At 70.0% G+C, this 22,247-nt stretch carries 22 protein-coding genes; 11 read left to right on the top strand and 11 right to left on the bottom strand.

The window, feature by feature from the left end:
• The 5 genes from HNQ07_RS18165 to HNQ07_RS18145 form a co-directional block, all read right to left on the bottom strand.
• On the bottom strand, positions 1 to 885 hold the full coding sequence (locus HNQ07_RS18165) for an ABC transporter permease (protein ID WP_184114427.1): 885 nt from the start codon (positions 883 to 885) through the stop codon (positions 1 to 3).
• Positions 882 to 1,757 (bottom strand): ABC transporter ATP-binding protein, encoded by an 876-nt coding sequence (locus HNQ07_RS18160; RefSeq protein WP_184114425.1) that lies wholly within the window; start codon positions 1,755 to 1,757, stop codon positions 882 to 884. Before HNQ07_RS18160 ends, HNQ07_RS18165 begins: the two co-directional genes overlap by 4 nt.
• A gap of 588 nt (positions 1,758 to 2,345) precedes the next feature.
• A complete protein-coding gene (locus tag HNQ07_RS18155; protein ID WP_184114423.1) occupies positions 2,346 to 3,323 on the bottom strand; it encodes an SDR family oxidoreductase in 978 nt (325 codons plus the stop codon).
• A gap of 54 nt (positions 3,324 to 3,377) precedes the next feature.
• Positions 3,378 to 4,781: a mercuric reductase gene (locus tag HNQ07_RS18150; RefSeq protein ID WP_184114421.1), complete on the bottom strand. Its 1,404-nt coding sequence runs from the start codon at positions 4,779 to 4,781 to the stop codon at positions 3,378 to 3,380.
• 131 nt (positions 4,782 to 4,912) lie between these two features.
• Entirely contained in the window at positions 4,913 to 6,088 is a 1,176-nt protein-coding gene (locus HNQ07_RS18145; protein ID WP_184114419.1) for a hypothetical protein, read from the bottom strand.
• A gap of 376 nt (positions 6,089 to 6,464) precedes the next feature.
• Here HNQ07_RS18145 and HNQ07_RS18140 point away from each other — a divergent pair, with 376 nt between their 5' ends.
• From HNQ07_RS18140 to HNQ07_RS18130, 3 genes are read left to right on the top strand one after another with little or no spacing between them, the layout of a single operon-like run.
• The gene (locus HNQ07_RS18140) at positions 6,465 to 7,058 is read left to right on the top strand and encodes a CGNR zinc finger domain-containing protein (RefSeq protein WP_184114417.1); all 594 of its coding nucleotides are present in this window, start codon (positions 6,465 to 6,467) and stop codon (positions 7,056 to 7,058) included.
• Between the two features lie 32 nt (positions 7,059 to 7,090).
• Complete coding sequence (locus HNQ07_RS18135) at positions 7,091 to 7,591, top strand: NUDIX domain-containing protein (protein WP_184114415.1); 501 nt, start codon at positions 7,091 to 7,093, stop codon at positions 7,589 to 7,591.
• Positions 7,588 to 8,499 carry a bifunctional riboflavin kinase/FAD synthetase gene (locus tag HNQ07_RS18130; RefSeq protein ID WP_184114413.1) on the top strand — a complete coding sequence of 304 codons (912 nt, stop codon included), beginning with the start codon at positions 7,588 to 7,590 and terminating at the stop codon, positions 8,497 to 8,499. The genes HNQ07_RS18135 and HNQ07_RS18130 overlap by 4 nt, the downstream gene beginning before the upstream one ends.
• A 3-nt stretch (positions 8,500 to 8,502) precedes the next feature.
• Here the strand turns inward: HNQ07_RS18130 and HNQ07_RS18125 are convergent, their stop codons facing one another.
• On the bottom strand, positions 8,503 to 9,039 hold the full coding sequence (locus HNQ07_RS18125) for a DUF6174 domain-containing protein (RefSeq protein WP_184114411.1): 537 nt from the start codon (positions 9,037 to 9,039) through the stop codon (positions 8,503 to 8,505).
• A 547-nt stretch (positions 9,040 to 9,586) separates the two neighbouring features.
• Here HNQ07_RS18125 and HNQ07_RS18120 point away from each other — a divergent pair.
• From HNQ07_RS18120 to HNQ07_RS18085, 8 genes are all read left to right on the top strand, one after another.
• Complete coding sequence (locus HNQ07_RS18120; protein WP_184114409.1) at positions 9,587 to 10,444, top strand: 1,4-dihydroxy-6-naphtoate synthase; 858 nt, start codon at positions 9,587 to 9,589, stop codon at positions 10,442 to 10,444.
• Positions 10,445 to 10,687: 243 nt separating this feature from the next.
• Positions 10,688 to 11,584: an alpha/beta fold hydrolase gene (locus HNQ07_RS18115; RefSeq protein ID WP_184114407.1), complete on the top strand. Its 897-nt coding sequence runs from the start codon at positions 10,688 to 10,690 to the stop codon at positions 11,582 to 11,584.
• A 92-nt stretch (positions 11,585 to 11,676) separates the two neighbouring features.
• On the top strand, positions 11,677 to 12,930 hold the full coding sequence (locus HNQ07_RS18110) for a PQQ-dependent sugar dehydrogenase (RefSeq protein ID WP_184114405.1): 1,254 nt from the start codon (positions 11,677 to 11,679) through the stop codon (positions 12,928 to 12,930).
• Between the two features lie 10 nt (positions 12,931 to 12,940).
• A complete protein-coding gene (locus tag HNQ07_RS18105; protein WP_373298119.1) occupies positions 12,941 to 14,350 on the top strand; it encodes a superoxide dismutase family protein in 1,410 nt (469 codons plus the stop codon).
• A gap of 157 nt (positions 14,351 to 14,507) precedes the next feature.
• Positions 14,508 to 15,452 (top strand): ABC transporter ATP-binding protein, encoded by a 945-nt coding sequence (locus tag HNQ07_RS18100; protein ID WP_184114401.1) that lies wholly within the window; start codon positions 14,508 to 14,510, stop codon positions 15,450 to 15,452.
• A 52-nt stretch (positions 15,453 to 15,504) separates the two neighbouring features.
• Entirely contained in the window at positions 15,505 to 16,278 is a 774-nt protein-coding gene (locus HNQ07_RS18095) for a DUF2705 family protein (protein WP_184114399.1), read from the top strand.
• A gap of 70 nt (positions 16,279 to 16,348) precedes the next feature.
• On the top strand, positions 16,349 to 16,753 hold the full coding sequence (locus tag HNQ07_RS18090) for a globin domain-containing protein (protein WP_184114397.1): 405 nt from the start codon (positions 16,349 to 16,351) through the stop codon (positions 16,751 to 16,753).
• Between the two features lie 242 nt (positions 16,754 to 16,995).
• Complete coding sequence (locus HNQ07_RS18085; protein WP_184114395.1) at positions 16,996 to 18,084, top strand: bifunctional 3-deoxy-7-phosphoheptulonate synthase/chorismate mutase; 1,089 nt, start codon at positions 16,996 to 16,998, stop codon at positions 18,082 to 18,084.
• A gap of 57 nt (positions 18,085 to 18,141) precedes the next feature.
• Here the strand turns inward: HNQ07_RS18085 and HNQ07_RS18080 are convergent, their stop codons facing one another.
• The 5 genes from HNQ07_RS18080 to HNQ07_RS18060 all read right to left on the bottom strand — a co-directional run bounded on the left by HNQ07_RS18080 (position 18,142) and on the right by HNQ07_RS18060 (position 22,233).
• A complete protein-coding gene (locus HNQ07_RS18080; RefSeq protein WP_184114387.1) occupies positions 18,142 to 18,864 on the bottom strand; it encodes a PulJ/GspJ family protein in 723 nt (240 codons plus the stop codon).
• Positions 18,861 to 19,286 carry a PulJ/GspJ family protein gene (locus tag HNQ07_RS18075; protein WP_184114385.1) on the bottom strand — a complete coding sequence of 142 codons (426 nt, stop codon included), beginning with the start codon at positions 19,284 to 19,286 and terminating at the stop codon, positions 18,861 to 18,863. Before HNQ07_RS18075 ends, HNQ07_RS18080 begins: the two co-directional genes overlap by 4 nt.
• On the bottom strand, positions 19,283 to 19,726 hold the full coding sequence (locus HNQ07_RS18070; protein ID WP_184114374.1) for a pilus assembly FimT family protein: 444 nt from the start codon (positions 19,724 to 19,726) through the stop codon (positions 19,283 to 19,285). Before HNQ07_RS18070 ends, HNQ07_RS18075 begins: the two co-directional genes overlap by 4 nt.
• Positions 19,723 to 21,492 (bottom strand): hypothetical protein, encoded by a 1,770-nt coding sequence (locus tag HNQ07_RS18065; protein ID WP_184114372.1) that lies wholly within the window; start codon positions 21,490 to 21,492, stop codon positions 19,723 to 19,725. Before HNQ07_RS18065 ends, HNQ07_RS18070 begins: the two co-directional genes overlap by 4 nt.
• Positions 21,493 to 21,636: 144 nt before the next feature.
• The gene (locus HNQ07_RS18060) at positions 21,637 to 22,233 is read right to left on the bottom strand and encodes a 2'-5' RNA ligase family protein (RefSeq protein ID WP_184114370.1); all 597 of its coding nucleotides are present in this window, start codon (positions 22,231 to 22,233) and stop codon (positions 21,637 to 21,639) included.
• Positions 22,234 to 22,247 lie beyond the last annotated feature (14 nt).

The following is a 22,247-nucleotide window of genomic DNA, read 5'->3' as shown; positions in this document are numbered from 1 at the left end:
TTAACCGGCGCGCTTGAGCTTGCCGGTGCGCTTGGCCCACGTCTCGGCCCTGCCGAACACGAACAGCCCCAGCGGAATCGTGACCGCCCCGAACACCAGCAGAATGCCGAGTTCCGGCAGCACGCCGCCCAGGCCCACGCCCGGCTCGAAGGTCGTGCCCGTGCCGTTCACGCCCAGGATCTTGCGGCACGCATCGAGCGCATACGTGGCCGGCGACAGCGCACTGATCGGCTGAATCCACGCGGGCAGGACGCTGACCGGGTAGTACACGCCGGAGATCAGCAGGAAGACCGCCTGGATGATGTTGGTGGCCTGCGCGCCGTTCTCAGTGCTCATGACTGGCAGCACCGCCGCCATCAGACCGATGCCCATGAAGCCCAGCGACGCCACCATGAACACCACCAGACATTGCAGCACCTGCCCGAGGTTCGCGCCGATGTCCACGAACAGGCCCATGAACAGAAACACCAGCACGCCGCGCAGCAGCGCGTACGCGCCCGCGAACAGGCTCACGCCGACGAGGTGCGTCAGGCGGCTGACCGGCGCCATGAAGGTGTACTCGATGGTGCCCTCCCAGCGCTCGTAGCTGATGCTGTTGGCGATCTCCCCGAACAGCCGGCCCAGGAACGACCACATCACCGCGCCCAGCAGCAGCGTCAGCGTCAGGCGTGGGTTGTGCGCCGCCACCCCGATCAGCATGATCGACGCGGCCGAGACCATGTCGTAGAAGGTGAACACCACCACCCACGACCAGTACCGCCGCGTGAGGTGGTAGTCGCGGAACACGAACGCGAAGGCCGCGCGGAGCTGGTGCGCCAGCGTGCCCGGCGTGGTGCGCGCCGGATCGGGCGCGGGCGTGGGTGGGGCGGCGTGGGGGGTGGTCATGACTGCTCCTCGTGGTCCAGGTCTTCGCCCGTCAGTTCGATGAAGGCGTCCTCCAGCGTCTTGCCCGGCCCGGCCAGCGTGCGCAGCTCCTCGGCTGTGCCCTCTGCGACGAACTTGCCGCCGCTGATGAAGGCGATGCGGTCGCACAGCCGCTCGGCTTCCGGCATGTCGTGCGTGGTCAGGATGATCGTCGCGTCGTGCTGGTCGCGGAGTTCCAGCACGAACTCCTGTACGTCCCGCCGCGACTTGGGGTCGAGACCGGTGGTCGGCTCGTCCAGCAGCACCACGATGGGGCTCGTCAGGAACGCGCGGGCGATGGCGACCTTTTGCTGCATGCCGCGCGACATCTCCTCGAGCGGCTCCTGGAAGGCCTTGTCCTTCAGGCCCAGGCGGCGCAGCGTGATCAGGGCGCGCTGCTCGGCCACATGCCGGTCGAGGCCATACAGCTGCGCGGAGTACAGCAGGTTCTCGCGCGGCGAGAGCTTCTTGTAGAACGCCGCGTCCACCGACACGCGGTTGAGCAGCCGCCGCACCTGCGCCTCGTCCTGCACGACGTCCAGCCCGAAGATGCTCACGCTGCCCGCGTCGGGGATCAGCAGGGTGCTCATGGCGCGGATCAGGGTGCTCTTGCCGCTGCCGTTCGGGCCGAGCACGCCGTAGATCTCGCCGCGGCGCACGTGGAAACTCACGTCGTCCACGGCGCGGCTGTCCGTGAACTGCGGGCGCAGCAGCGTGCCGCCCGACTTCTTGCGAAAGGCCTTCACGAGGTGCTGGATATCCAGCGCCACCTCGCGGTCACTCAGGTCACGGTGCGGTGCGGACGTATCCCGAGCCGAACTCGGGGACACCGCGGTGGGGGCGGTCAGGGTCATGGAGGAACCTCCAGGGCAGGAGAGCAGGAACGACGTCAGGCCGCACGCCGGCACCGGCGGGGCACGCGCGAGGGCGAAGCCTCAACGCTTCAGGAAGATGACGTCGTCGTTCATTGGCTCCAGCCTAGCCGGAAGCCCGGGCACACGCGATACGCGTAACGGCGTACAGCACAGGCCCTCATGTTGCCTTTCGCCGGCCAGATGGTGCGGGTCTGCCCCGCGATGTTTCGAAGCGACCATAGGAGAGGAAACGAGGCCGGCCAGGTAAGAGGATCCGGAAGCCTTCGCCGCGCGCTCCGCTGGCTGCTCCGTGGCACCACACTCTGCTGTGCAGGTCTACGGGTCTCAGCCTCCGCCGCCTGGGAAGAGATGTTCAACACCGAAGTGTCCCACCCTGCCCCTGACCGAAAGCCGTCGTGCGCGCAGCGCGCGGGCGCTGACGGCGACAACACCCGAGGCAGGAACGCGGCCCCACGCTGGCGAGACTTCGTCAGACGCCAGCTCGAGCAAGATGGCGACCACATGCCCAGCGCAGCGCTGCTCCCCTGCCCCTCTGGGATAGGGGGCAGGGTGGTGGGGCTCCTCAGCTCAGCCCCTGAACCTCGCCACCAGCGCGTCCATCGTCGCGTCCATCCCCGCATCCACCCGCTGCCGCGACGCATCGGCGTCGTACCACGCCATGATCTCCTGGGCCCCCTGCCAGAAGGGAATGGTGCACACGAACTCCGGCACGATCCGCTTGATCTTGCTGTTGTCGAAGACCATGGAGTGCGCCTTGTCGCCCAGCAGCCCGGCACCCCACTCGGGGTCGGCGGCGGCGATCACGTCGGACGGGATGTGCACGAGGTCGGCCGTGACGCCGGCGGCCTGGGCGACGGTGTCGAAGATGGCGTTCCACGGCAGCCATTCGTCGCCGGTGATGTGATACGTCTCACCGATGGCGGCGGGGTGCCCCAGCAGCGGGACGAAGCCCTTGGCAAAGTCGGCGTGGTGCGTCAGCGTCCACAGGCTGGTGCCGTCGCCGTGGACGACCACCGGTTTGCCCTGCCGCATGCGGTTCACGACCGTGTACCCGCCGTCGAAGGGCAGCAGCGTGCGGTCGTAGGTGTGCGAGGGCCGGACGATGGTGACGGGGAAGCCGTCCTCGCGGTACGCACGGATCAGCCGGTCCTCGCACGCGATCTTGTTGCGGGAGTACTGCCAGTGCGGGTTACGCAGCGGCGTGCTCTCGGTGACGGGGAGGGTCTGCGGCGGCGTCTGGTACGCGCTGGCCGAGGAGATGAACACGTACTGACGGGTGCGGCCGGCGAAGAGCGCCAGATCGGTCTCGATGTGCTCGGGCGTGAAGGCCACCCAGTCCACCACCGCGTCGAAGGTGTGGTCACCGAGCGCAGCGGTCACCGAGGCCCGGTCACGAATATCGCCGTGCAGGACGTTGGCGCCGTCGGGGATGGGGCGGGTGGACTCGCCGCGGTTCAGCAGGTACAGCTCCACGCCCCGCTCCAGGGCGAATCGGGTGCTGGCGCTGGAGATGATGCCGGTGCCGCCGATGAACAGGACTTTCATGCGTTCCCTCCGGGAAAGTGGTATGCCGCCACTCTAGCGCCGGGGGCGCGCATTTCAGGACGTGCAGGTGAGGGATTCGGGCGCTGCCATGAACAGATTGTTGATGCTCTCGCACAGGGTCGGGTGGGCGAAGGTGGCGTTCCGCAGGTCGGTCGCGGTCAGGCCACCCTGGAGGGCGAGTTGCAGGGCGCTCATGATCTCGCCGCCGTCCGGCCCCAGAACGGTCACGCCTAGCAGCAGGTCGCTGGCGTCGTCCACCACGGCGCGCATCAGGCCCGCGGTCTGCCCGGTCTCGATGGCGCGGGCCACGCTGGTCATGGGCAGGGTGTAGATGCGGGTGGGGCGGCCCAGCACGGCGGCCTGCTGCCGGTCGAGACCGACGCGGGCGAGTTGCGGATCGGTGAACAGCGTGTACGGCACGGTCCGGCCCTTGGTGCTCCGCTGCTGGCCATGCAGCAGGGCATCCCGGACGATCCGGTGGTCGTCGTAGGAGATGTGCGTGAAGGCGGGGCCGCCCTTGATGTCGCCCAGCGCATACACGCCGTCGGCGGCCCTGAGATACTCGTCCACGACGATGAACCCGTGCCGGTCGAGGGCCGCGCCGGTGGCCTCCACGTTCAGGGTGTCCGTGTTCGGCGTGCGGCCCACCGCGACGAGCAGGTGCGAGCCGGTCACGCTGGCCTCCCGGCCGTTGGGACCGCTCACGTCCAGCACGATCTCCGCGCCGTGGCGGGCAACCCGGCGGGCGCCAGCACCGAGACGGAAGTCCACGCCCTCGCCCTCCAGCACGGTCTTCAGGGCGTCCACCACGTCCCTGTCCTCGCGCGGCAGCAGGCGCTCGCCGTTCTCGACCACGGTCACGCGGCTGCCCAGGCGGGCGTACAGCTGCGCGAATTCCAGGCTGATGTACCCGCCGCCCAGGATCAGCAGGTGGGTGGGCAGCTCGCGCAGCAGCAGGACCTCCTTCGAGGTCAGCGCGCCGACGTCGTGCACGCCGGGCAGGTCGGGCCAGCGGGGACGGGCACCGGCGTTGATGAACACGTGATCGGCGCTCAGGGCCCGGGTGCCGCCTCCGTCCAGGGCGACCTCGACCTGCCGGGGACCAGTGAAGCGCGCGTCGCCGCGCAGCAGCGTGACGCCGGCCCGGCGCAGACCGCCCTCGCTGCCCTCGCGGAAGTCCCTCACGATGCCCTGGGTGCGGTCGACGATGCGGCCCAGATCGACCGTCACGTCGGCCATCACGCCCAGGTCAGCGGACGAGCGGGCGAGGTGCGCGGCGCGGGCGCTGGCGATCATGGTTTTCGTGGGGGTGCAGCCTTCGTTCACGCAGGTGCCGCCCACGTGCTCGCGCTCGATCAGCGTGACGTGCCAGCCCGCGCGGGCCAGGGCGCCGGCCAGTGGCCCGCCCGCCTGCCCGGCCCCGATGACGACGGCGGTGGAGGGAACAGTCTCAGGCATGGGCGATGACCGCAGGGCGGCGGGAACAGGTCGTGGGCGTCCGGTGCATGGTGGCCTCCATGGCGAATGGGTCAGTGCTTGGGGAGGCGCGGCGTCCGGCCCCGCCTCCCACGTCAGGGTCCGCTCTACTCTTACAGGAATCGCCAGACGACGGGGCAGTTCACGATGAAGCCGCTCGAGCCGAAGGGCGCTCCGCCGGGGCCGGTGATGAAGCCGCGTTCCGCGAGGCCCAGAATCTGGAACTCCTCGATCAGGCGTGAGCGGTAGCTGGCAGCGATGGACGCCTTCGTCCACTCGTAGACGTTCAGATCCCACAGCGGGCTGTAGTCGGTGGCGACGGTGGGGATGCCGCCCAGCACGTTCAGCGGACTGCCTTCGCCGCTCAGCGCGGAATTGAAGCCCTGACGCTGCGGGTTGGCCTTCCCGGTGGGGCCGTTCACCGCCGCGAACAGCCGCTCGACGGGGCTGAAGGCGCTGTCGTCGTGGCCGACCGTGATGTCCTTCAGGCCGGGGGCCTGCGTCACGCCCTCCATCGCGGCGGGCAGGGCGTCGCTGGCCTCGGTGCTCAGGTACAGCACGGGTTTGGCGAAGCTGAAGCCAGGGGTCAGGCTCAGGGTCACCTCGCCGCCGTCGCCTGCGGGGCAGATGTTGACGACCTTGTCGTGCACCTTGCTGTAGTCCGGCGCCGCCGTGCAGAACTTGCCGAGCTGTTCGGCGCTGATGTCGAAGGCCACGACCGGCGCGTTGTAGATGTGGCCGCCGGCGTTGGTGATCCGCACCAGCGGGGTGTACGCGGCATCCCCGACCGAGCCGGGCTGCGCGACCTGCGGCGGGAAGGCGCTGGCCGTTCCGGCCACGACCCGGCGAGCCGGCGCGAAGTCCACCGTGCCCTGGTCGAAGGTCAGGAGGCCGCCCTTGCCCAGCGTGGCCGTGCGGACGGCCTTGCCGACTGCCGCGTAGGTCAGCTTGGCCGAGTAGTTCAGGCCCAGGGCCTCGGCGTTGCCGCGGTCGTCGGTATCGGTCAGGACGTACCAGACGTTGCGGCCGTCGCGCAGCTGTCCCCGGTAGAGCGGCAGGGTGATGGTGGACTTGTCGAAGTCGATCTTGCCGGCGGTCAGCAGTTGTTTGGGCCCGACCAGATTCGGATTGACGGTCGAGGGCGCCGGCCCGAAATAGACCAGCGGAATGTCCGCGCCGATGGAAGGCGGGGCGGGCTGCGTGTCGGCGTCGGCCAGCGCGGGGCTGGCGGCCAACAGGGCCGCGAGGAACAGCGAACGGGACAGCGCCGGGCGTGTGGTGACGGGCATATGAATCCTCCAGATGGCGAGAACGGCAAGGCGAACGGGTCGGCAGCTGAGGAGGAGCGTGTTCTCCTGCCTCTGCCCCCTCTACGCCATTGGTCCTCCTTGATGTTCAATGTCAACTACGTCAATACATTAACATTGGCGTTAAAAACGAATTGACGGGTGATGACATCATCACCGCCTGGAAGTTAAAGATGTTTCCACTTAAAAGCAGTCTCAGGGCCATTCACTACTGTCGGGCCAGGTGGGCGACGCTCAACTCCGAATCCGTCGCGCCCCCGCACCACACTACCCACACTTGTAACCGTCGTCAATATTCATAGATGGTTATGCCTCTCTCCTCCGAGCCAGGTCACCCAGGTCGGCCTACACTGAGTGCGTGGCGGCTTTCAAGTTCCCCTTCGTGGGCGGTGATCCGAGCCTGGATCTGGTCAACACCCTGGTCCATCGGGGGCGACCAGATGGTCCAGATGATCTGCTGCGCTCCGGTCAACACGCGGTTGAGTGGTTCAGACTGGCCGGACTGCTCAGCCCGGACGCCGCCGGCCGACTCGACCCGGACGCGGCGCTGTACTCGGCCCGTCGGTTGCGGGCGGCGCTGGACGCCCTCTACCGCCCCCTGGCCACCGGCGAGCCCCACGGAGACGACAGCGCGCGCGGCCTGCTGACCCTGAACGCGGTGCTCGACCAGGGCCGCGAACGCGTGCAGCTCCGGCACGAACCGCCGGACTTTCACGAGTGGCACACCTTCGAGACCATCGGGCCGTCCGACCCGGCGGTGGGCGTGGCCCGCACGGCGGCAACGCTGCTGCACACCCTGACGCCGGGCCGGCTCAAGGTCTGCCAGAACCCGGACTGTGACCTGCTGTTCCACGACACCAGCCGCAACGCCTCGCGCCGCTGGTGCGACATGTCCACCTGCGGCAACGTGACCAAGCAGACCCGTTACCGCGCCAGGCACGACCGGTCCTGACGGCGGAACCCCAGACCCACTACAGTCTCAGCATGAGCAATGCGCAGACCCAGGTCATCTACGACGGGCATATCGTGCGGTTGGAACTGATGGACGGCAAGTGGGAGATCGTGCGGCACGCGGACGCCGTGGCGGTGCTGGCCCTGAACGACGCCGGCGAGATGCTGCTGGTGCGTCAGCAGCGCCGGGCGGTCGGCGCGTTCACGGTCGAGGCCCCGGCCGGGCTGGTGGACGACGGCGAGGACGCGGCGTCGGCGGCGCGGCGCGAACTTCAGGAGGAAGCCGGCCTGGACGGCGACATGGAGAAGCTCACGCACTTCTACGCCAGCCCCGGCTTCTGCGACGAGGCGCTGACGGTCTTCCACGCCACCAACCTGCGCGAGAGCAAGCTGCCGCACGACGAGGACGAGGACATCGAGGTGCTGTGGATGAAGCCGCAGGCGGTGCTGGACGGCCTGAAGGACGGCTCGCTGGTGGGCAGCGCGTCCACCGTCACGGCGGCGCTGTACGGCGTGCTGCGGTCGCCGCGGTGAAAACGTACGTCTCCCCCACCCAGCGGCCGGATACCGAGACGGTCGTGGCGGTGGGGTCCTTCGACGGCGTGCACCTGGGCCACCAGGCGCTGATCGCGCAGCTCAAGGCCAAGGCGCGCCAGCACCGCGTGCCCAGCGTGGTGTACACCTTCGATCCGCCCACGCGGGTGCTGATGCAGGGCGTGGAGTTCCTGTCGACGCTGCCGGAGAAGCTGGACCTCCTGGCCCGCTACGGCGTGGACGAGGTGGTGGCGGTGCCGTTCACGCCGGAGTTCGCGGCGCGGCCGAAAGACGCCTTTCTGGACGACCTGCGCACCCTCCGGCCGCGCACGGTCGTGGTGGGCGAGGACTTCCATTTCGGGAAGGGCCGGGCCGGCGGCGTGGACGACCTGCGGACGGTTGCGCCCGAGGTGGTCACGCTGCCCATGCACCAGCTCGGCGGCGAGGACATCAAGAGTACCCGCATCCGCGAGTACCTGAAGGTGGGAGATGTCTCCGGCGCGCAGCGGCTGCTGGGCCGCCATTACGACGCGCAGGGCGTGGTCGTGGAGGGAGACCGGCTGGGCCGCACCATCGGCTTTCCCACGGCGAACATCCGCGTGCCGGACGGCAAGGCCCTGCCGCTGGGCGTGTTCGCGGTGGTCGTGATCGGTGATCCGTCGCTGCCGGGGGGCGGTCGCTGGCACGGCGTGGCGAACGTGGGCTTCCGGCCCACCGTGAACGGCACGTCGCGCCGCTTCGAGGTGAATGTGTTCGACTTCGAGGGCGACCTGTACGGGCAGGAGTTGCAGGTCAAGTTCTTCGCGCACCTGCGCGGCGAGCAGAAGTTCCGCGGCCTAGACGAGCTGAAGGCCCAGATCGCGCGGGACGCCCTGGCCGCCCGGGAAGCGCTGGCCGGCGTGCGCTAGCGCTCAGCGGGTGGGCGTGAGCCTCGTCAGCGTCCACTCGCCGAAGCCGTCCATGATACCGGCGTCGCCCAGGCCGCTGTAGAAGTGCGTGGGGTAGCCCGAGCGCGGGTCGAAGCTGACCCGCACCTCGGGGCACGGGGCGGCGCGGCGCAGGCTCAGCGTGCGGGCGATGTCGTCGAAGCGCTCCTCGACGGTCTTGCGGGCGAGCTGGTTGGGCGCACCCTCCTGGCCCGGCAGGATGGCGCTCGAGACGGCGCGGCCCGCGCGGACACTCACGCGGGTGTCCGGGAACAGGACGGGCGCGGCGATCTGGTGCAGGTCGTAGGTGTAGTCGCGCACGCCGGCCGCCGCCCAGCGGGCACGGGCCGCCCGGAGCTGGCGGGTCAGGGCCGCGAAGTCGGGCCGGACATAGCCGTCCCGGCAGGCGCGCGGCAGCACCGTCACGCCGCCGGGAGCGTCGGCCCCGCCCGCGTGGGCGGCCGTGACGCTCAGGACGGCGAGGAGGGCGAGCGCAGCGCGGATGGAGCGGGCGTGAGTCATGCCGGTCAGCGTAGCGGGCGGGTCTGACGGCCGCCTGAGGAGCGTCGGGGCTGGGGCGCCAGCGCGGTGACGCGCCAGCCGCCGGAGCCGTCCGCGATGTTCCGTTGAGGATGCCCCACGACAATTCGGTGGGGTGGCCGTCCACCGGGTCGTCGGTGGCACCCACGGCCATGCAGTCCGCCATGGTCATGCCGGCGATCTACCGGGCAATGACGTCGTGCATGTCTTTTACGGTGCCGAGACCCGGACGATCCGCCGGAGCGGTGGCCGTGACCACACCGCCCCGCACGGTCACGGTGATCGGCTCTGCGGGCACGAAGCCGGTGGACTGCCCGGTAGAGGTGTAATTCGGTGTCCCGGCATTTTGCCAGCACGCTCTCGCCACATTCAGGTCGCGGGTCAGGGCCGCGGTGTCCGGCCGGACACAGGAGGGCACGCAGTCCGAAGGGGTCAGCCGTCCAGCAGTGGCACACGGAGACCCACGCTCCGCACCCACGCGCGGCCCCGGACTGCAATCGTCCCGGCACGCCGGCGGTACGCTCGGGGCATGACGTCCTCCACGCTGCCGGACACTCTGGATCTCGGGTACTCGCTGTGCCCGAACGACACCTTCATCTTCCACGCGCTGCACGCGGGGCTGGTGCGGGGACCGCTGCCGGTGCGCGAGGTGCTGGAGGACGTGCAGACCCTCAACGAGTGGGCCGTGCAGGGCCGCCTCCCCATGACCAAGATCAGTTACCGCGCGTATTTCGAGGTGATGGAGGACTACGTGGCCCTGCGCGCGGGCGGGGCGCTGGGTCGCGGCGTCGGCCCCCTGATCGTGACACGCGGCGACGTGCAGGACCTGAACGGCAAGGTGGTGGCGTCGCCGGGGGCGCTGACCACGGCGGAACTGCTGCTGCGGCTGGTGTTCCCGGACGTACAGGTCGTGCGGATGCGCTACGACGAGGTGATGCCCGCCGTGCAGCGCGGCGAGTCCGGCGGGCAGGCGGTGGCGGCGGGACTGATCATCCACGAGTCCCGCTTCACATACCAGAATTTCGGCCTGAGCAAGCGCCTGGACCTGGGCGCGTGGTGGGAGCAGGACACCGGCCTGCCGCTGCCGCTGGGCGCGATCCTCGTGCGGCGCGACCTGCCGGTGGACCTGCAGCGCGAGCTGAACGCGGCGGTGCGGGCCAGCCTGGAGTACGCGTACGCCCACCCGGACGCGTCGCGCGCGTATGTCCGCGAGCACGCGCTGGAGCTGTCAGACGAGGTGATGCAGGCGCACATCGACCTGTACGTGAACGGCTTCAGCGTGGACGTGGGCGAGGAAGGCGAGCAGGCCGTGCGGGAACTGCACCGCCGCGCCGTGGCCGTGGGCGCGGTGCGTGACAGTGGCCTGCCCCTGTTCGTCGAGCGGTGACGCCGGTTGCTGAGCTGGACCTTGAAGTCGGGTTCACGCCGCGCTGAGCGCCCCTTCGGCGCATCCTGACGAGGACTTAAGAATGTGGCCCGCTCCCCCCGGGGGGTGGGCCCGTTTGGGATGGTGACGCCAGTTCCCCTTCCCCCTTTCGGTCTGTCAGCAGTTGCCGTGTGGGCAACACCCCGGTCGTCACCAGGTCGGCGCTGAATCACTCCAGCCGGAGGCGCCCCACCCGAGGTCCTCATGAGCAACCTGTCTCCGCGTGCCCTGTCCGTTGTTGTCCTCACCGCGCTGCTCGGCGCGCCCGCTCTCGCCGGCGGCGCGTCCATGCCCATGGCGATGCCCATGACCAGCGGCACCGTCTCGGTGAACGGCACGACCGTGTTCTACAAGACCGCCGGCAGCGGCCAGCCCCTGGTCCTGATCCACGGCTACCCGCTGAACGGCGAGCTGTTCAAGAACAACCGCGCCCTGCCGGGTTACCAGGTGATCACGGTGGACCTGCCGGGCTTCGGCAAGAGCGTGGCGCCGGACGCCAACGCCAGCATCGAGAACTACGCCAGGACCATGCTGGCCTTCATGGACGCCATGAAGCTCGACAAGGCCATCGTGGGCGGCATGAGCATGGGCGGCATGACGCTGCTCCAGATGTACAAGCTGGCCCCCGAGCGCTTCAAGGGCCTGATCCTGATCGACACGACCGCCGAGCCGGCCGGCGTAGCCGAGGCCGCGAACTGGCGCGGCACCGCTCAGCAGGCCCAGCAGCAGGGCGTGGCCAGCCTGGTGCCGATCCTGCTGCCGCGCATGCTGACCTCGGTGAGCCGCACGACCATGCCCAACCAGGTCGCGCACCTGAGCACCCTGGTGAAGAACGCCAGCCTGAACGGTGTGGTCGGCGGCGGCAACGCCCTGGCGGCCCGCCCCGACGCGAACCCGATCCTGCCGACCATCACGGTGCCCACGCTGATCATCGCCGGCGTGGAGGACAACCTGACGCCCACCGAGTTGCAGCTGAAGATGAACAGCGCCATCCCCGGCAGCACGCTGGTGGAGATTCCCGGCGCGGGCCACGCGGCCACCTTCGAGAAGGCCGCGCAGGTGAATGCCGCGCTGCTGAAGTGGCTCCCCACCGTCCGCTGACGTGACGCCAGAGCGGCCCCCGACGCGCCCGCGCGGGGCCGCCCGCTCGTCTTCCGTCCGACCGTCCCCTTTCCTCCAGGAGGCCACCCGACATGACCTACTCCCCCCTCCACCGGCTGGGCGCGGCGCTGCTGCTCGGCACGGCGCTCGCCCAGACCGCTCCGGCCCAGACGGCGCCCCCGACACCCCGGCCCATCCCGCCGGGCGAGCCGCCCGCCACGGTGACGGCCACCCGCAACGAGCCCACCCCGCTGGAATTCACGGCCGACAAGCTCTTGCGGTTGAAGGTGCCGGCCGGCTTCACGGTCAAGGCGATGGCGACTGGCCTGGGCAACGCCCGCATGCTGCACGTGATGCCCGACGGCGGCATCTACCTGTCGCGTCGCGCGCAGAACGACGTGTGGTACCTCAGGGACGTCAACCGCGACGGCAGGATCGAGGCGGCCGAGCGCCGGCAGGTGGCGCAGAACCTGAAGCTCGCGCACGGCTTGGACGTCCGCAACGGCAAGCTGTACGTGGTCGGCGAGAAGACCATCTGGGCGATGGACATGGCCGCGGACGGCTCGCTGAGCGTGCCGCGTGTATTCGCGGACGGCTTCCCCGACGCGGGACAGCACTCGGCGCGCGACCTCCAGTGGGGACCGGACGGCTACCTGTACGCGACCTTCGGGTCCACCACGAACGACGTGCAGGGCCCCAACCCTGAGGAAGCGACCATGCTGCGCCTGAGCCCGGACGGCTCGACGCGCGAGATCTACGCCCGCGGCCTGCGCCACACAATCGGCTTCGGGTGGCACCCGGCCACGCGCGTGCTGTACGGCGCCGATCAGGGCAGCGACTGGCACGGCGACAACATCCCCCCGGAGGAGCTGAACGTGATCGAGCGGGGCAAGAATTACGGCTGGCCGTACTGCTATGGCGACAAGCAGCCCGATCCCTACGTGAACGTGGGCAACATCCCCGGCAAGATCACCAAGGAGGCGTACTGCGCCGGCACGCAGGGCAGCGTGCTGAACTACACCGCGCACGCGGCGGCCATCGGCATGACCTTCTACAGCGGCACGCAGTTCCCCGCCGAGTACCGCAACGACGCCTTCGTCGCGTACCGCGGGTCGTGGAACCGCAGCGAGCCCAGCGGCTATGAAATCGGCCGCGTGGTGTTCGACGCGCAGAACCGGCCCGAACGCATCGAGCCCTTCGTGTCGGGCTTCGTGTACCAGGACGGCGACGTGTGGAAGCAGTTCGGCCGGGTGGCCGGCGTGGCGACCTACACCGACGGCAGCCTGCTGTTCACCGACGACCAGAGCGGTGTGCTGTACCGCGTGCTGTACACGGGAGGGAAGTGACATGCGGCTGATGGTGTGGGGTGCCCTGGCCCTGGGGGCGGCGACCGGCGCGGCCCTGGCCGGCGGAATGGACGGCATGACGATGCCGGCGCCGGCCAGCACGCCGCTGCGCGCCACGGCGGCGCTGCGGGACACCGCCGGGCAGGTGCTCGGCCGGGCGACCTTCGAGCCGGCGGGCGCCGGACTGCGCGTCACCGTGGAGGTTTCGGGCCTCACGCCCGGCGAGCACGGCCTGCACGTGCACGACTTCGGCCGCTGCACGCCCGGCGTGGACGCGGCGACGAACACCATCGTGCCCTTCGGCGGCGCGGGCGGGCACTTCGACCCGGGCATGAGTGGCAACCACGACTCGCCCACCGCCGGCAACAGGTACGGCCACGGAGGCGACCTGCCGATGCTGACGGTCGGCGCAGACGGCACCGGCCGGGCGACGTTCACGACCGCGAAACTCAGCCTGAGCGGCGCGACCGGCATCCTGAACCGCTCGCTGGTGGTGCACGCCAAACCCGACGACTACAAGAGCGATCCGGCGGGCCTGACTGGCGCGCGTGAGCGCTGCGGCGTGATCACACGCAATGCTTTCACGGTGCGCGACTACCCGCTGCCCGGCCCGCAGGACTTCCCGGAGGGCGTGGCCTACGACGCCCAGCGGGGCGTGCTGTACACCGGCAGCGCGGCGAACGGCACCATCTACGCCGTGAACGCCGCCACCGGCACCGTCCGCACCTTTGCGCCCGGCGGAGGCCAGGGCCGCACCTCGGCGCTGGGCCTGAAAGTCGATCCGCAGGGCCGCGTGTGGGTCGCCGGCGGCGCGACAGGCACCGTGACCGTACTCAGCCCCGACGGCTTCCCGCTGGCGATCCTGGAGACGCCCAGGTCGCCGAACGCGTACATCAATGATCTGGTGCGCGCTCCGGACGGGAACGTGTATGTCACGGACTCCACCCGGCCCGTGCTCTACCGCGTGACGCCGGACCTGACGCTCAGCGCGTGGCTGGACCTCGCGGGCACGCCGCTGAAGTACGGCCCGGGCATCAACCTCAACGGCATCGTCGCCACGCCGGACGGCCGGGCGCTGCTGGCCGTGCAGCTGAACACCGGCGACCTGTGGCGCATCGACCTGCGGACGAAAGCGGTCCGCCGGGTGATGGGCGGCCTGACCCGCGGCGACGGCCTGCTACTGGACGGCCACACCCTGTACGTGGCGCGCAACGCCGAGCAGGTGGTCAGCAAGGTCACGCTGAACGCCGACTACACCGGCGGCAGCGTGGTGGCCGAGGAGCCGCTGGCCGGCCTGCGCTTCCCCACCACCCTCACGGCCATCGGCAGCGATCTGGTGGTCACGCAGGGACAGCTGAACAAGTTGCAGGGCGGCACGCCGGAAACGCCCTTCAAGCTCACCCGCTTCAGGAAGTTCTGAGGGCCGGGCGGCGCGTGTCGTCCCGCGCCGCGCCCCTGGTCGTCTGCGCCGGGCACCGCGATCCGCTCTGGGTCGTCGTGCCCGCGCCCTCTGCGGGCACGGTGCCGGTGTGAAAATTGTAAGAACTCAGTGGAGATTCCTGGGTTAGGCTGTCCGGGTGACGGCGACGAAACCTGGCGCACCGGCGATTCCCGCCGTTGAGGTGCGCGGCCTGTACAAGAAGTACGGCTCCAGCACGGTCCTTGAAGATGTGCACATGACGATCCGTGCGGGCGAGGTCTACGCCCTGACCGGACCCAACGGCGCGGGCAAGACCACCCTGATCCGCACCATGAGCGGCCTGGCCTTTCCTACCGACGGCGAGGTGCGGCTGCTCGGCCGTGACGTCCACACGGACGGCTCGCGGGCCCGCGCGTACCTGGGCGCCGTCGTCGAGGCGCCCGCGAAGTTCTACCCGCAGCTGACCGGCACGCAGAACCTGCAGGTACATGCCAACCTGTCCACCATGGCGCCCGGCGGCCGCCGCATCGGGCGCGAGCGGCTGCGCGAGGTGCTGGCGCTGCTGGAACTGACGCGCATGGCCGACCGCCGCGTGCAGGAGTACTCGCTGGGCCAGCGTCAGCGTCTGGGTGTGGCCAGCGCCATCCTGGCCGAGCCGAAGGTGCTGATCCTGGACGAGCCGACCAGCGGCCTCGACCCCCTCGGGATCGGCCTGATCCACCGCATCGTGACCAGCCTGGCGACCAGCGGCTGCGCGGTGATCCTCAGCACACATCACCTGCGCGAGATCGCCACGTACGCCCATACCGTCGGCATCCTGACGGGCGGGCGGTTGGTGGACACCGTGGACCTGCGCGCCCGGCAGGCCGCGTACCGCTTCCGCGTAGACGATCCGGTAGCGGCCGCGGCGGTGCTGGAGCGGCTGCCGTTCGTGCGCAAGGTGAGCACCCGCACGCCGTACGCGATCGCGCACCTGGGCGGCGAGTCGCGCGTGCCCGACGCCCTGGCGCACCTGAGCGCCGAGGGCATCCGGGTGTTCGAGGCGAGTCCCGACCACTTCGACCTGTACGAGTACTACCGCGAACGCGTGGAGCAAGCGTGATGATGACCGAGCCCCGAGCCCTGCCCGCCGACGCCGTCCCCGGAGGCCGCCCATGCTGACCCTGCTGGCGCTGGAGTACCGCAAGCTGTTCGGCGCGCGGAGCGTGAAGCTGGCGCTGCTGGTGACCTTCCTGCTGCCGCTGGTGTGGGCCTTCGCGCCGCGGCTGAGCGCCCTGATCCGCGTGAACCTGATCAGCGGGTGGCAGCTCCCGGCGGTGAGTATCGGCGTGACCATCCAGTACCTGCTGCCGCTGTTCATCGCCCTCACGGTCGCCGAGATGATCGGCGCGGAGGTCGCGCAGGGCACGCTCGCGCCGCTGCTGCTGCGCCCGGTGAACCGCACGAAGGTGATCGCCAGCAAGCTGATCGTGGCGCTGACCTACCCCTTCATCCTGCTGATCACCACCGTGACCGGCTCGCTGCTGGCCGGCATCCCGCTGGGCTTCGGGACCTTCCTGGGCGGCACGGGCCTGGGGCCGGGGCTGTTCGTGGGCGTGGGGCAGCTGTCGGGCGGCGCGGCCTTCGCGGAGGTCGTGCGCGGCGCGGCCCTGGCGGGCGTGGCGCTGATGCCCATCGCGGCGCTGTCGCTGCTGTACGGCGTGCTGTATCTGAACACCGCCGCGGCCGCCTTGGCGACCTTCGCCACCCTGATCCTGATGCGGCTGCTGGTGGTGTTCCCGGAGACCATTCAGCGCATCCTGCTGACGTCGCACCTGGGGTTGTACGCGCAGCAGGGCGACATCACGCAGCCGCTGATCCTGCTGCTGATCTACACGCTGGGCTTCGGGCTGATGAGTATCTTCGCCTTCGACCGCCGCGACGTCTGAGCACGGCGCGGCTCTGGGGGAGGGCCGCGTGTCCTCCCCCGTTCACGTGTGGCGGCGCTAGCCTGCGGGCATGAGCGCGCCCCTGACCCTCAGCGAGGGTGGTCCCCTGTACGACCGGATCGGGCCAGCTGCCCTGGCCGCGCTGGTGCGGGCCTTCTACGCGCGCGTGGCGGCCGACCCCGACCTCGCGCCGATCTTTCCGGACGATCTGACCGTCACCGCCGAGAAGCAGCTCGCGTTCCTCACGGGCTTCACGGGCGGACCGCCGCTGTACCACCAGCGCTTCGGCCATCCCAGGCTCCGGGCCCGCCACCTCCCGCACGAGATCACGCCCACCCGGGCGCGGGCGTGGCTGGCGTGCATGGCGGCGGCGCTGGAGGCCACGCCGCAGATCGCCCCGCCCGAGGCGCGGGAACTGTACGCCGCGCTGGAGCGCGTGGCGGCGCACATGGTCAACACGCCGGACACCCCGTGATCCGCGCCCTTTTCAGGGCGTGAGGTCTGCACCAGAGCGCCATTCGGGTCAGCCCGCCGTACCGGAATGGGAACGTTTCCAACGCGCGTTCCCGGTGCTTACCAATCCGGTGACCGTAGATGCTGGTCGCGCGCCCAGACGGCGAAAGCGTGATGTGTGGGCTGAAGCACAGGTGGACAACTCTTTACATTTGACTAGTACGGTGCGTTCCGCCCTCCATGCGCTTAACTAGACTGCGCAGCATGAGCCAGTCGAATATTGATGACCTGCGCGCCGAGGTCGATCAGATCAACCGCGAACTCCTCACGCTGCTGTCCCGCCGCGGTGAAGTGGTCGCCCAGATCGGGCACGCCAAGACGCAGGAGGGCCGTCCGAACCACTACGATCCCGCCCGCGAGGACAAGCAGCTGCGTGATCTGGAAGCCCTGAACCCCGGCCCCTTCACCGGCGCGGCGGTCAAGGCGATCTTCAAGGAGATCTTCAAGGCCAGCCTGGCCCTGGAGGAATCCAACGACAAGAAGCAGCTGCTGGTGTCGCGCAAGGTCAAGCGCGAGGACACCGTGCTGGACATCGACGGCGTGCGGATCGGCGGGGGCGCGGCGCCCACCATCATCGCCGGGCCGTGCTCCATCGAGTCCGAGGAGCAGATGGAGGAGACCGCGAAGTTCCTCGCGGCGCGCGGCGTGAAGATCCTGCGCGGCGGCGCGTACAAGCCCCGCACCAGCCCCTACGGCTTCCAGGGCATGGGCGTGGACGGCCTGATCCTCGGCAACCGCGTGGCCAAGGACAACGGCATGCTGTTCATCACGGAGGTCATGGACACCCGCGACGTGGAGATCGTCGCGGAGTACGCCGACATCCTGCAGGTGGGCGCGCGGAACATGCACAACTTCGCGCTGCTGCGCGAGGTGGGCCGCGCCCGGCGCCCGGTGCTGCTCAAGCGCGGGCTGTCGGCCACCATCGAGGAATGGCTGTACGCCGCCGAGTACATCCTCTCGGAGGGCAACAACGAAGTGATCCTGTGCGAGCGCGGCATCCGCACCTTCGAGAAGTGGACGCGCAACACGCTCGACCTGTCGGCCGTGGCGCTCGCCAAGCAGGAAACGCACCTGCCGGTGATCGTAGACGTCACGCACGCTGCCGGGCGCCGTGACCTGCTGATCCCGCTCGCCAAGGCGGCCCTGGCGGTCGGCGCGGACGGTATCCACGTCGAGGTGCACCCCAGCCCCGCCACCGCCCTGAGCGACAACGAGCAGCAGCTCGACTTCGCCGGCTACGACGCCTTTACCGCCGCGCTCTCGAGCCTGCTGAAGGTGCCCGCAACCGTCTGATCCCGGTGCAGAGGACCGCGCCCGCCCCGAAGACTGGGGCGGGCGCGACCATTGCGCTCACTTGTTGCGGATCTTGACCTGGAGTTCGTAGGGCGTGGCCGGGGTCAGACTCAGCTTGCCCTGCGTGCGGCTCGCAGACTGCAGGCGCAGCGTCACGATGTTCGTGCTCGCGTCGAAGGCAAAGGGGGCGCTGCCAGCCGTGACCGTCAGGTCATCCGCGAGCGGCGCGACCACGTAGCTGGTGCTGGTCTGGTACGCCGCGACGCTGGTCGGCGCGGTCGCGTGCTCGGTGCCGCACACGCCGGGGGCCGGGGCGGGGTTCGCGGGATCGCTGATCCGCACCTCCAGCAGACCGTATGCGTCTCCGTCCTGCAAACCGCCCCCCTTGTACGCGGCGGGTAGGCTGGAGCGCGGCACATACCGGAATTCGTGCAGGCGCCACGCGATCACGGTGCTGGGGTCGGTGGTGCACGTCAGGGGCTGCGTGACCGGCACGAGCACCGCCACGCACGGCTGCGCCCCGCTGGGCGTGCACGCGCTGCTGCCGCCCACCCCGTCCGGCAGGGTCTGGCCCGTGTACACGCCGGCGCCCGCGCGGATCTGGTCCGCGAGGTAGCCGCTGGTGTCGCTGAGGGTCTGAAGGCGCTGCGCCTGGCTGATCTGCGCGCCGCTGAGCTGCGTGCTGCTGCCCTGGAGCTGGAGCGCGGCGATGGTCACGACCGCGAAGATCGCCATGGCGACCAGCAGTTCCACCAGCGTGAAGCCGGCCGCGCGCTTCATCCGGGCCTCGCGACGTCCACCGCGTAGGTGCGGACCGGGGCGGCGGTGCCGCTGCCCAGGCGGCAGGAGATGTTCACCTGGATCAGCATGGGCCGCTGGACGGTGCTGACGCCGATGGTGCCCGAGCGCAGTGTGGTCATGGTGGGCGCGTTGCAGGTCACGCCGCCCTCGCCGTTGCCGGTCAGGCTGAGGCTCAGGGTGGTGCGGTCGAAGTTGGCGTCGAGCTGCTGGCGGGCCTGCTCGAACGCGGCGCGCATCAGCAGCACTGCCCGCTGGTCCTGGCTGCTGGTCTGGTTCACGCGGGTCAGGCTGGGCAGCGCACCTGCCGTGGCGACCATGATGACGGCCAGCAGCGCGATCGCGACCAGCATCTCGACGAGTGTGAAGCCCTGGGTGGTGGACATCGGGGAGGAAGTAGTCATGGAGTCACGCTCTTGCCCATCAGGCTGATGAGGCGCACGGTGCGGGTCACGGCGCTGGTGCGGCTGGACGCGAAGGTCACGGACACCGGCGCCCGGTCGAGGGTGCCGTAGGGCGGGTAGATGGTCACGCTGGTGGCGGCGCTGGCCCGCGCGTTGCCCAGCGCGTACGTGTTCACGGTCGACCACGTGCCCGACGCGTAGGTCTCGACGGTCGCGGCGCCGCTCCCGGCCACCACGCTCAGGCGCACCTGCTGACCGCGCCGGGCCAGGCCGCGCGCGGCCTCGAGCTGCTGCTGGTACGCACCGGCGACCTGCGCCGTTTCCAGGCTGGCGAGATAGCGCAGGTACGCCGGCACGGCCATGCCCAGCACCAGGGCCAGGACCGTCAGGGCGATCAGCAGTTCGAGCAGCGTGTAGCCCTGACGCGCACTCCGCCTCACTGCTGCCTCCACGTGCCGCTCTGGGGGGTGAAGGCTAGGCGGCCGGTGCCCTGGGTGATGTCGTAGAGCACCTTGGCGTCGTACTGGATCTTGCGGCCGGTGCCAAGGAAGGAGGTGTCGGTGGAGTCGATGGCGACCACCTGGTCGTTGGCGTCGAGCACGCTGCCCTCCACCACGATGGCGCCGCACAGCTGCAGGTTGCCCTGGATGCGCAGGTTGCCACGCACGTACAGCAGGCCGCTCATGTCGCAGGTGCTGGTCTGCGTCTGGTTGATGGTCAGGTCGCCGTCCACGACCAGCACGCCCGTGCCGTTGAGTTTCGGGTTGGAGTTCAGGTTGATCGAGTGCGTGGTGGAATCCAGCCACGTCACGCCCGAGACCGTCCGGCCGGCGGCCGAGAACTGCGATTCGTCCAGAACGCGGGCCACACTCTTGAGGCCGTCCGGGGTGGTGCCGAAGGTCTTGGTGAACAGCGTGTCGTTCAGGGGGCTGGGCACGATGGACGTGCTCGCCAGCTGCATGACGCCGCCCACCGGGGTGTCCTTGCCCGGGTTGAAGGTGCCGGCCGTGACCACGCCCAGGGTGGATTTCGACACGGGCTGGCCCAGGCGGAAGCCTGTCAGGGCCGCGGAGGGCGGCTGGGCCGGCGACCAGCCCGTGACCGCGAAGGTCGTGCTGGTCGTGGTGGAACCCGTCATGGCGGTGGTGGGCATGGCCGACACGGTCGCCGTGTACGTCACGGCGGGCACGCCCAGGGTCACCGAGACGCGGTCACCCTGCACGAAGGTCTCGCTGTTGTTCACGGTCATGCTGGTGGCGCTGACGGCGGTCAGGGCGTTGAGCACCAGGTCCGCGCCGGTCGTGAGCGGCAGGAACGGGGTGAGCAGCGAGCCGGGCAGGCTGGTGGGCGTCAGCGTGACGGTCTGCGCGGCCGAATCCGTGGCCTCCACCCGGAAGGTGCCGATGGGCGAGGTGGCGCCCGCCAGCCCCGTCACGCTGGACACCAGCGGCATCCGCACGTACGACCCCGGGAGCAGCGACCGCAGCAGCCGGGCGTTGCTGGCACTGCTGTCCATCACCACCGGCGTGCCCTCCGTCAGGCTGAGGGGCGACAGGCGCTTGAGCGACAGGAACGAGGAGTACACGGCGCTGTCCGGCAGGCTGACATCGGCGCCGCCGATCGAGGCGTTGCCGTTCAGGTCCACGCCCGGATACGACGTGACCGCGCCGGGCACGGTGATTCTGGGCAGGTTCAGCCGCGAGACCGTGAAGCGCTGGGTGACGCTGCTGCGGTTCGTGCCGTTCGTGGACGTGGCGGTCACGTCCACCGCCGTCAGGTCGCTGACGCTGGTGAAGGTGGCGGGCACCGTCCGCACGATCTTCATGGTGACCGTGGCGCCCGTGACCAGGAAGGTCTTGAGCGTCCCAGACGAGCACGGGATGCCCAGCAGGGCGGCGTCCAGCGTGGCGGCGTTCACGGGGGTGCCCAGGTACAGGCCCACGCGCGTGCAGTCGAGGAAGCGGGCCATGCCGGACTCGGCGCCGAGCAGCATGCGCGCGCTGGTGGCGTCGTCGGCGGCGCTGCGGCGAGCGCCGAGGCTGACCTGGGTGGTCGCCGCGATCACGGTCGTGAGCACCATGCCGGTCATCAGCACCGTGACGATGGCCGTGCTCCCCTGCTCGCGCCGCGCCGCCGGGACCCGCGGGAAGCGCAGTCGTCGGCCGGGGCTTCGGCGTCCGTTCACATCGGCATCCGGTGTGTTCATCTTGCTGTCCAGCATCCTGACAACCGTGTGACAGAGTCATCACGGTCTGAAGATGAAGACGGGGAAATGTCTCATGATCCGCCCATCGGGGGGGGATGCCACACCCAACCGGCCGGGATCACGCCAGAGCAGTCACGCGGCGGGTCAATGCGGCGCGGCGCCCACGCCCCCGGCCGGGAACGGACCAGCCGCGGCGTCCGCTCCCCGGAGGGGAAAGGTGTGGAGTTCCTGCACCTCGCCGCGCGACTCGCGGGTCAGGCTCAGGGCCTCCACGGTAAACGCGCTGACGGGCGGCGTGCGTCCCTGCACGGCGTCCCACAGCAGATCGGCGCCCCACGCCAGCACGCCCAGCGCGAGGGTCAGGTGCGGGCGGTACTCGGCGCCGTCGTAGGCGGCGCGGGTGCTGGGACCGACCGACAGCAGCAGGTCGTGGGCGCGCAGCAGGGGCGGGTCCGGCTCGCACTCCAGGAAGATCACGCCGGGCAGCCGCTTCCAGCCGCGCAGGCGCACCTCGAAGGCCGGCTGGTGGCGCAGCGCGGCGCGCAGGGCCGCCACCAGGTCCGGGGTGTCCAGCGGCGTCTGGAAGGGCGCGCGCAGGTTCAGGTGCGGCGCGCCGAAGCCCGAGACGCCCAGTTCCTGCTGCAGCCGGCGCATCCAGGTGTCCAGCACGGCGGGCGGCCACGCGACCACCGAGTTCAGTGGACGGGAACGGTCAATGGCGGTGGGCAGCGGCGCGGTCATGGCGGGAAACAGGC

It is taken from the genome of Deinococcus metalli (assembly GCF_014201805.1).
GTDB classification, from domain to species: domain Bacteria; phylum Deinococcota; class Deinococci; order Deinococcales; family Deinococcaceae; genus Deinococcus; species Deinococcus metalli.
Note: the sequence above shows the minus strand (reverse complement) of the source record. Positions and strands in the feature narration are given on the sequence as shown.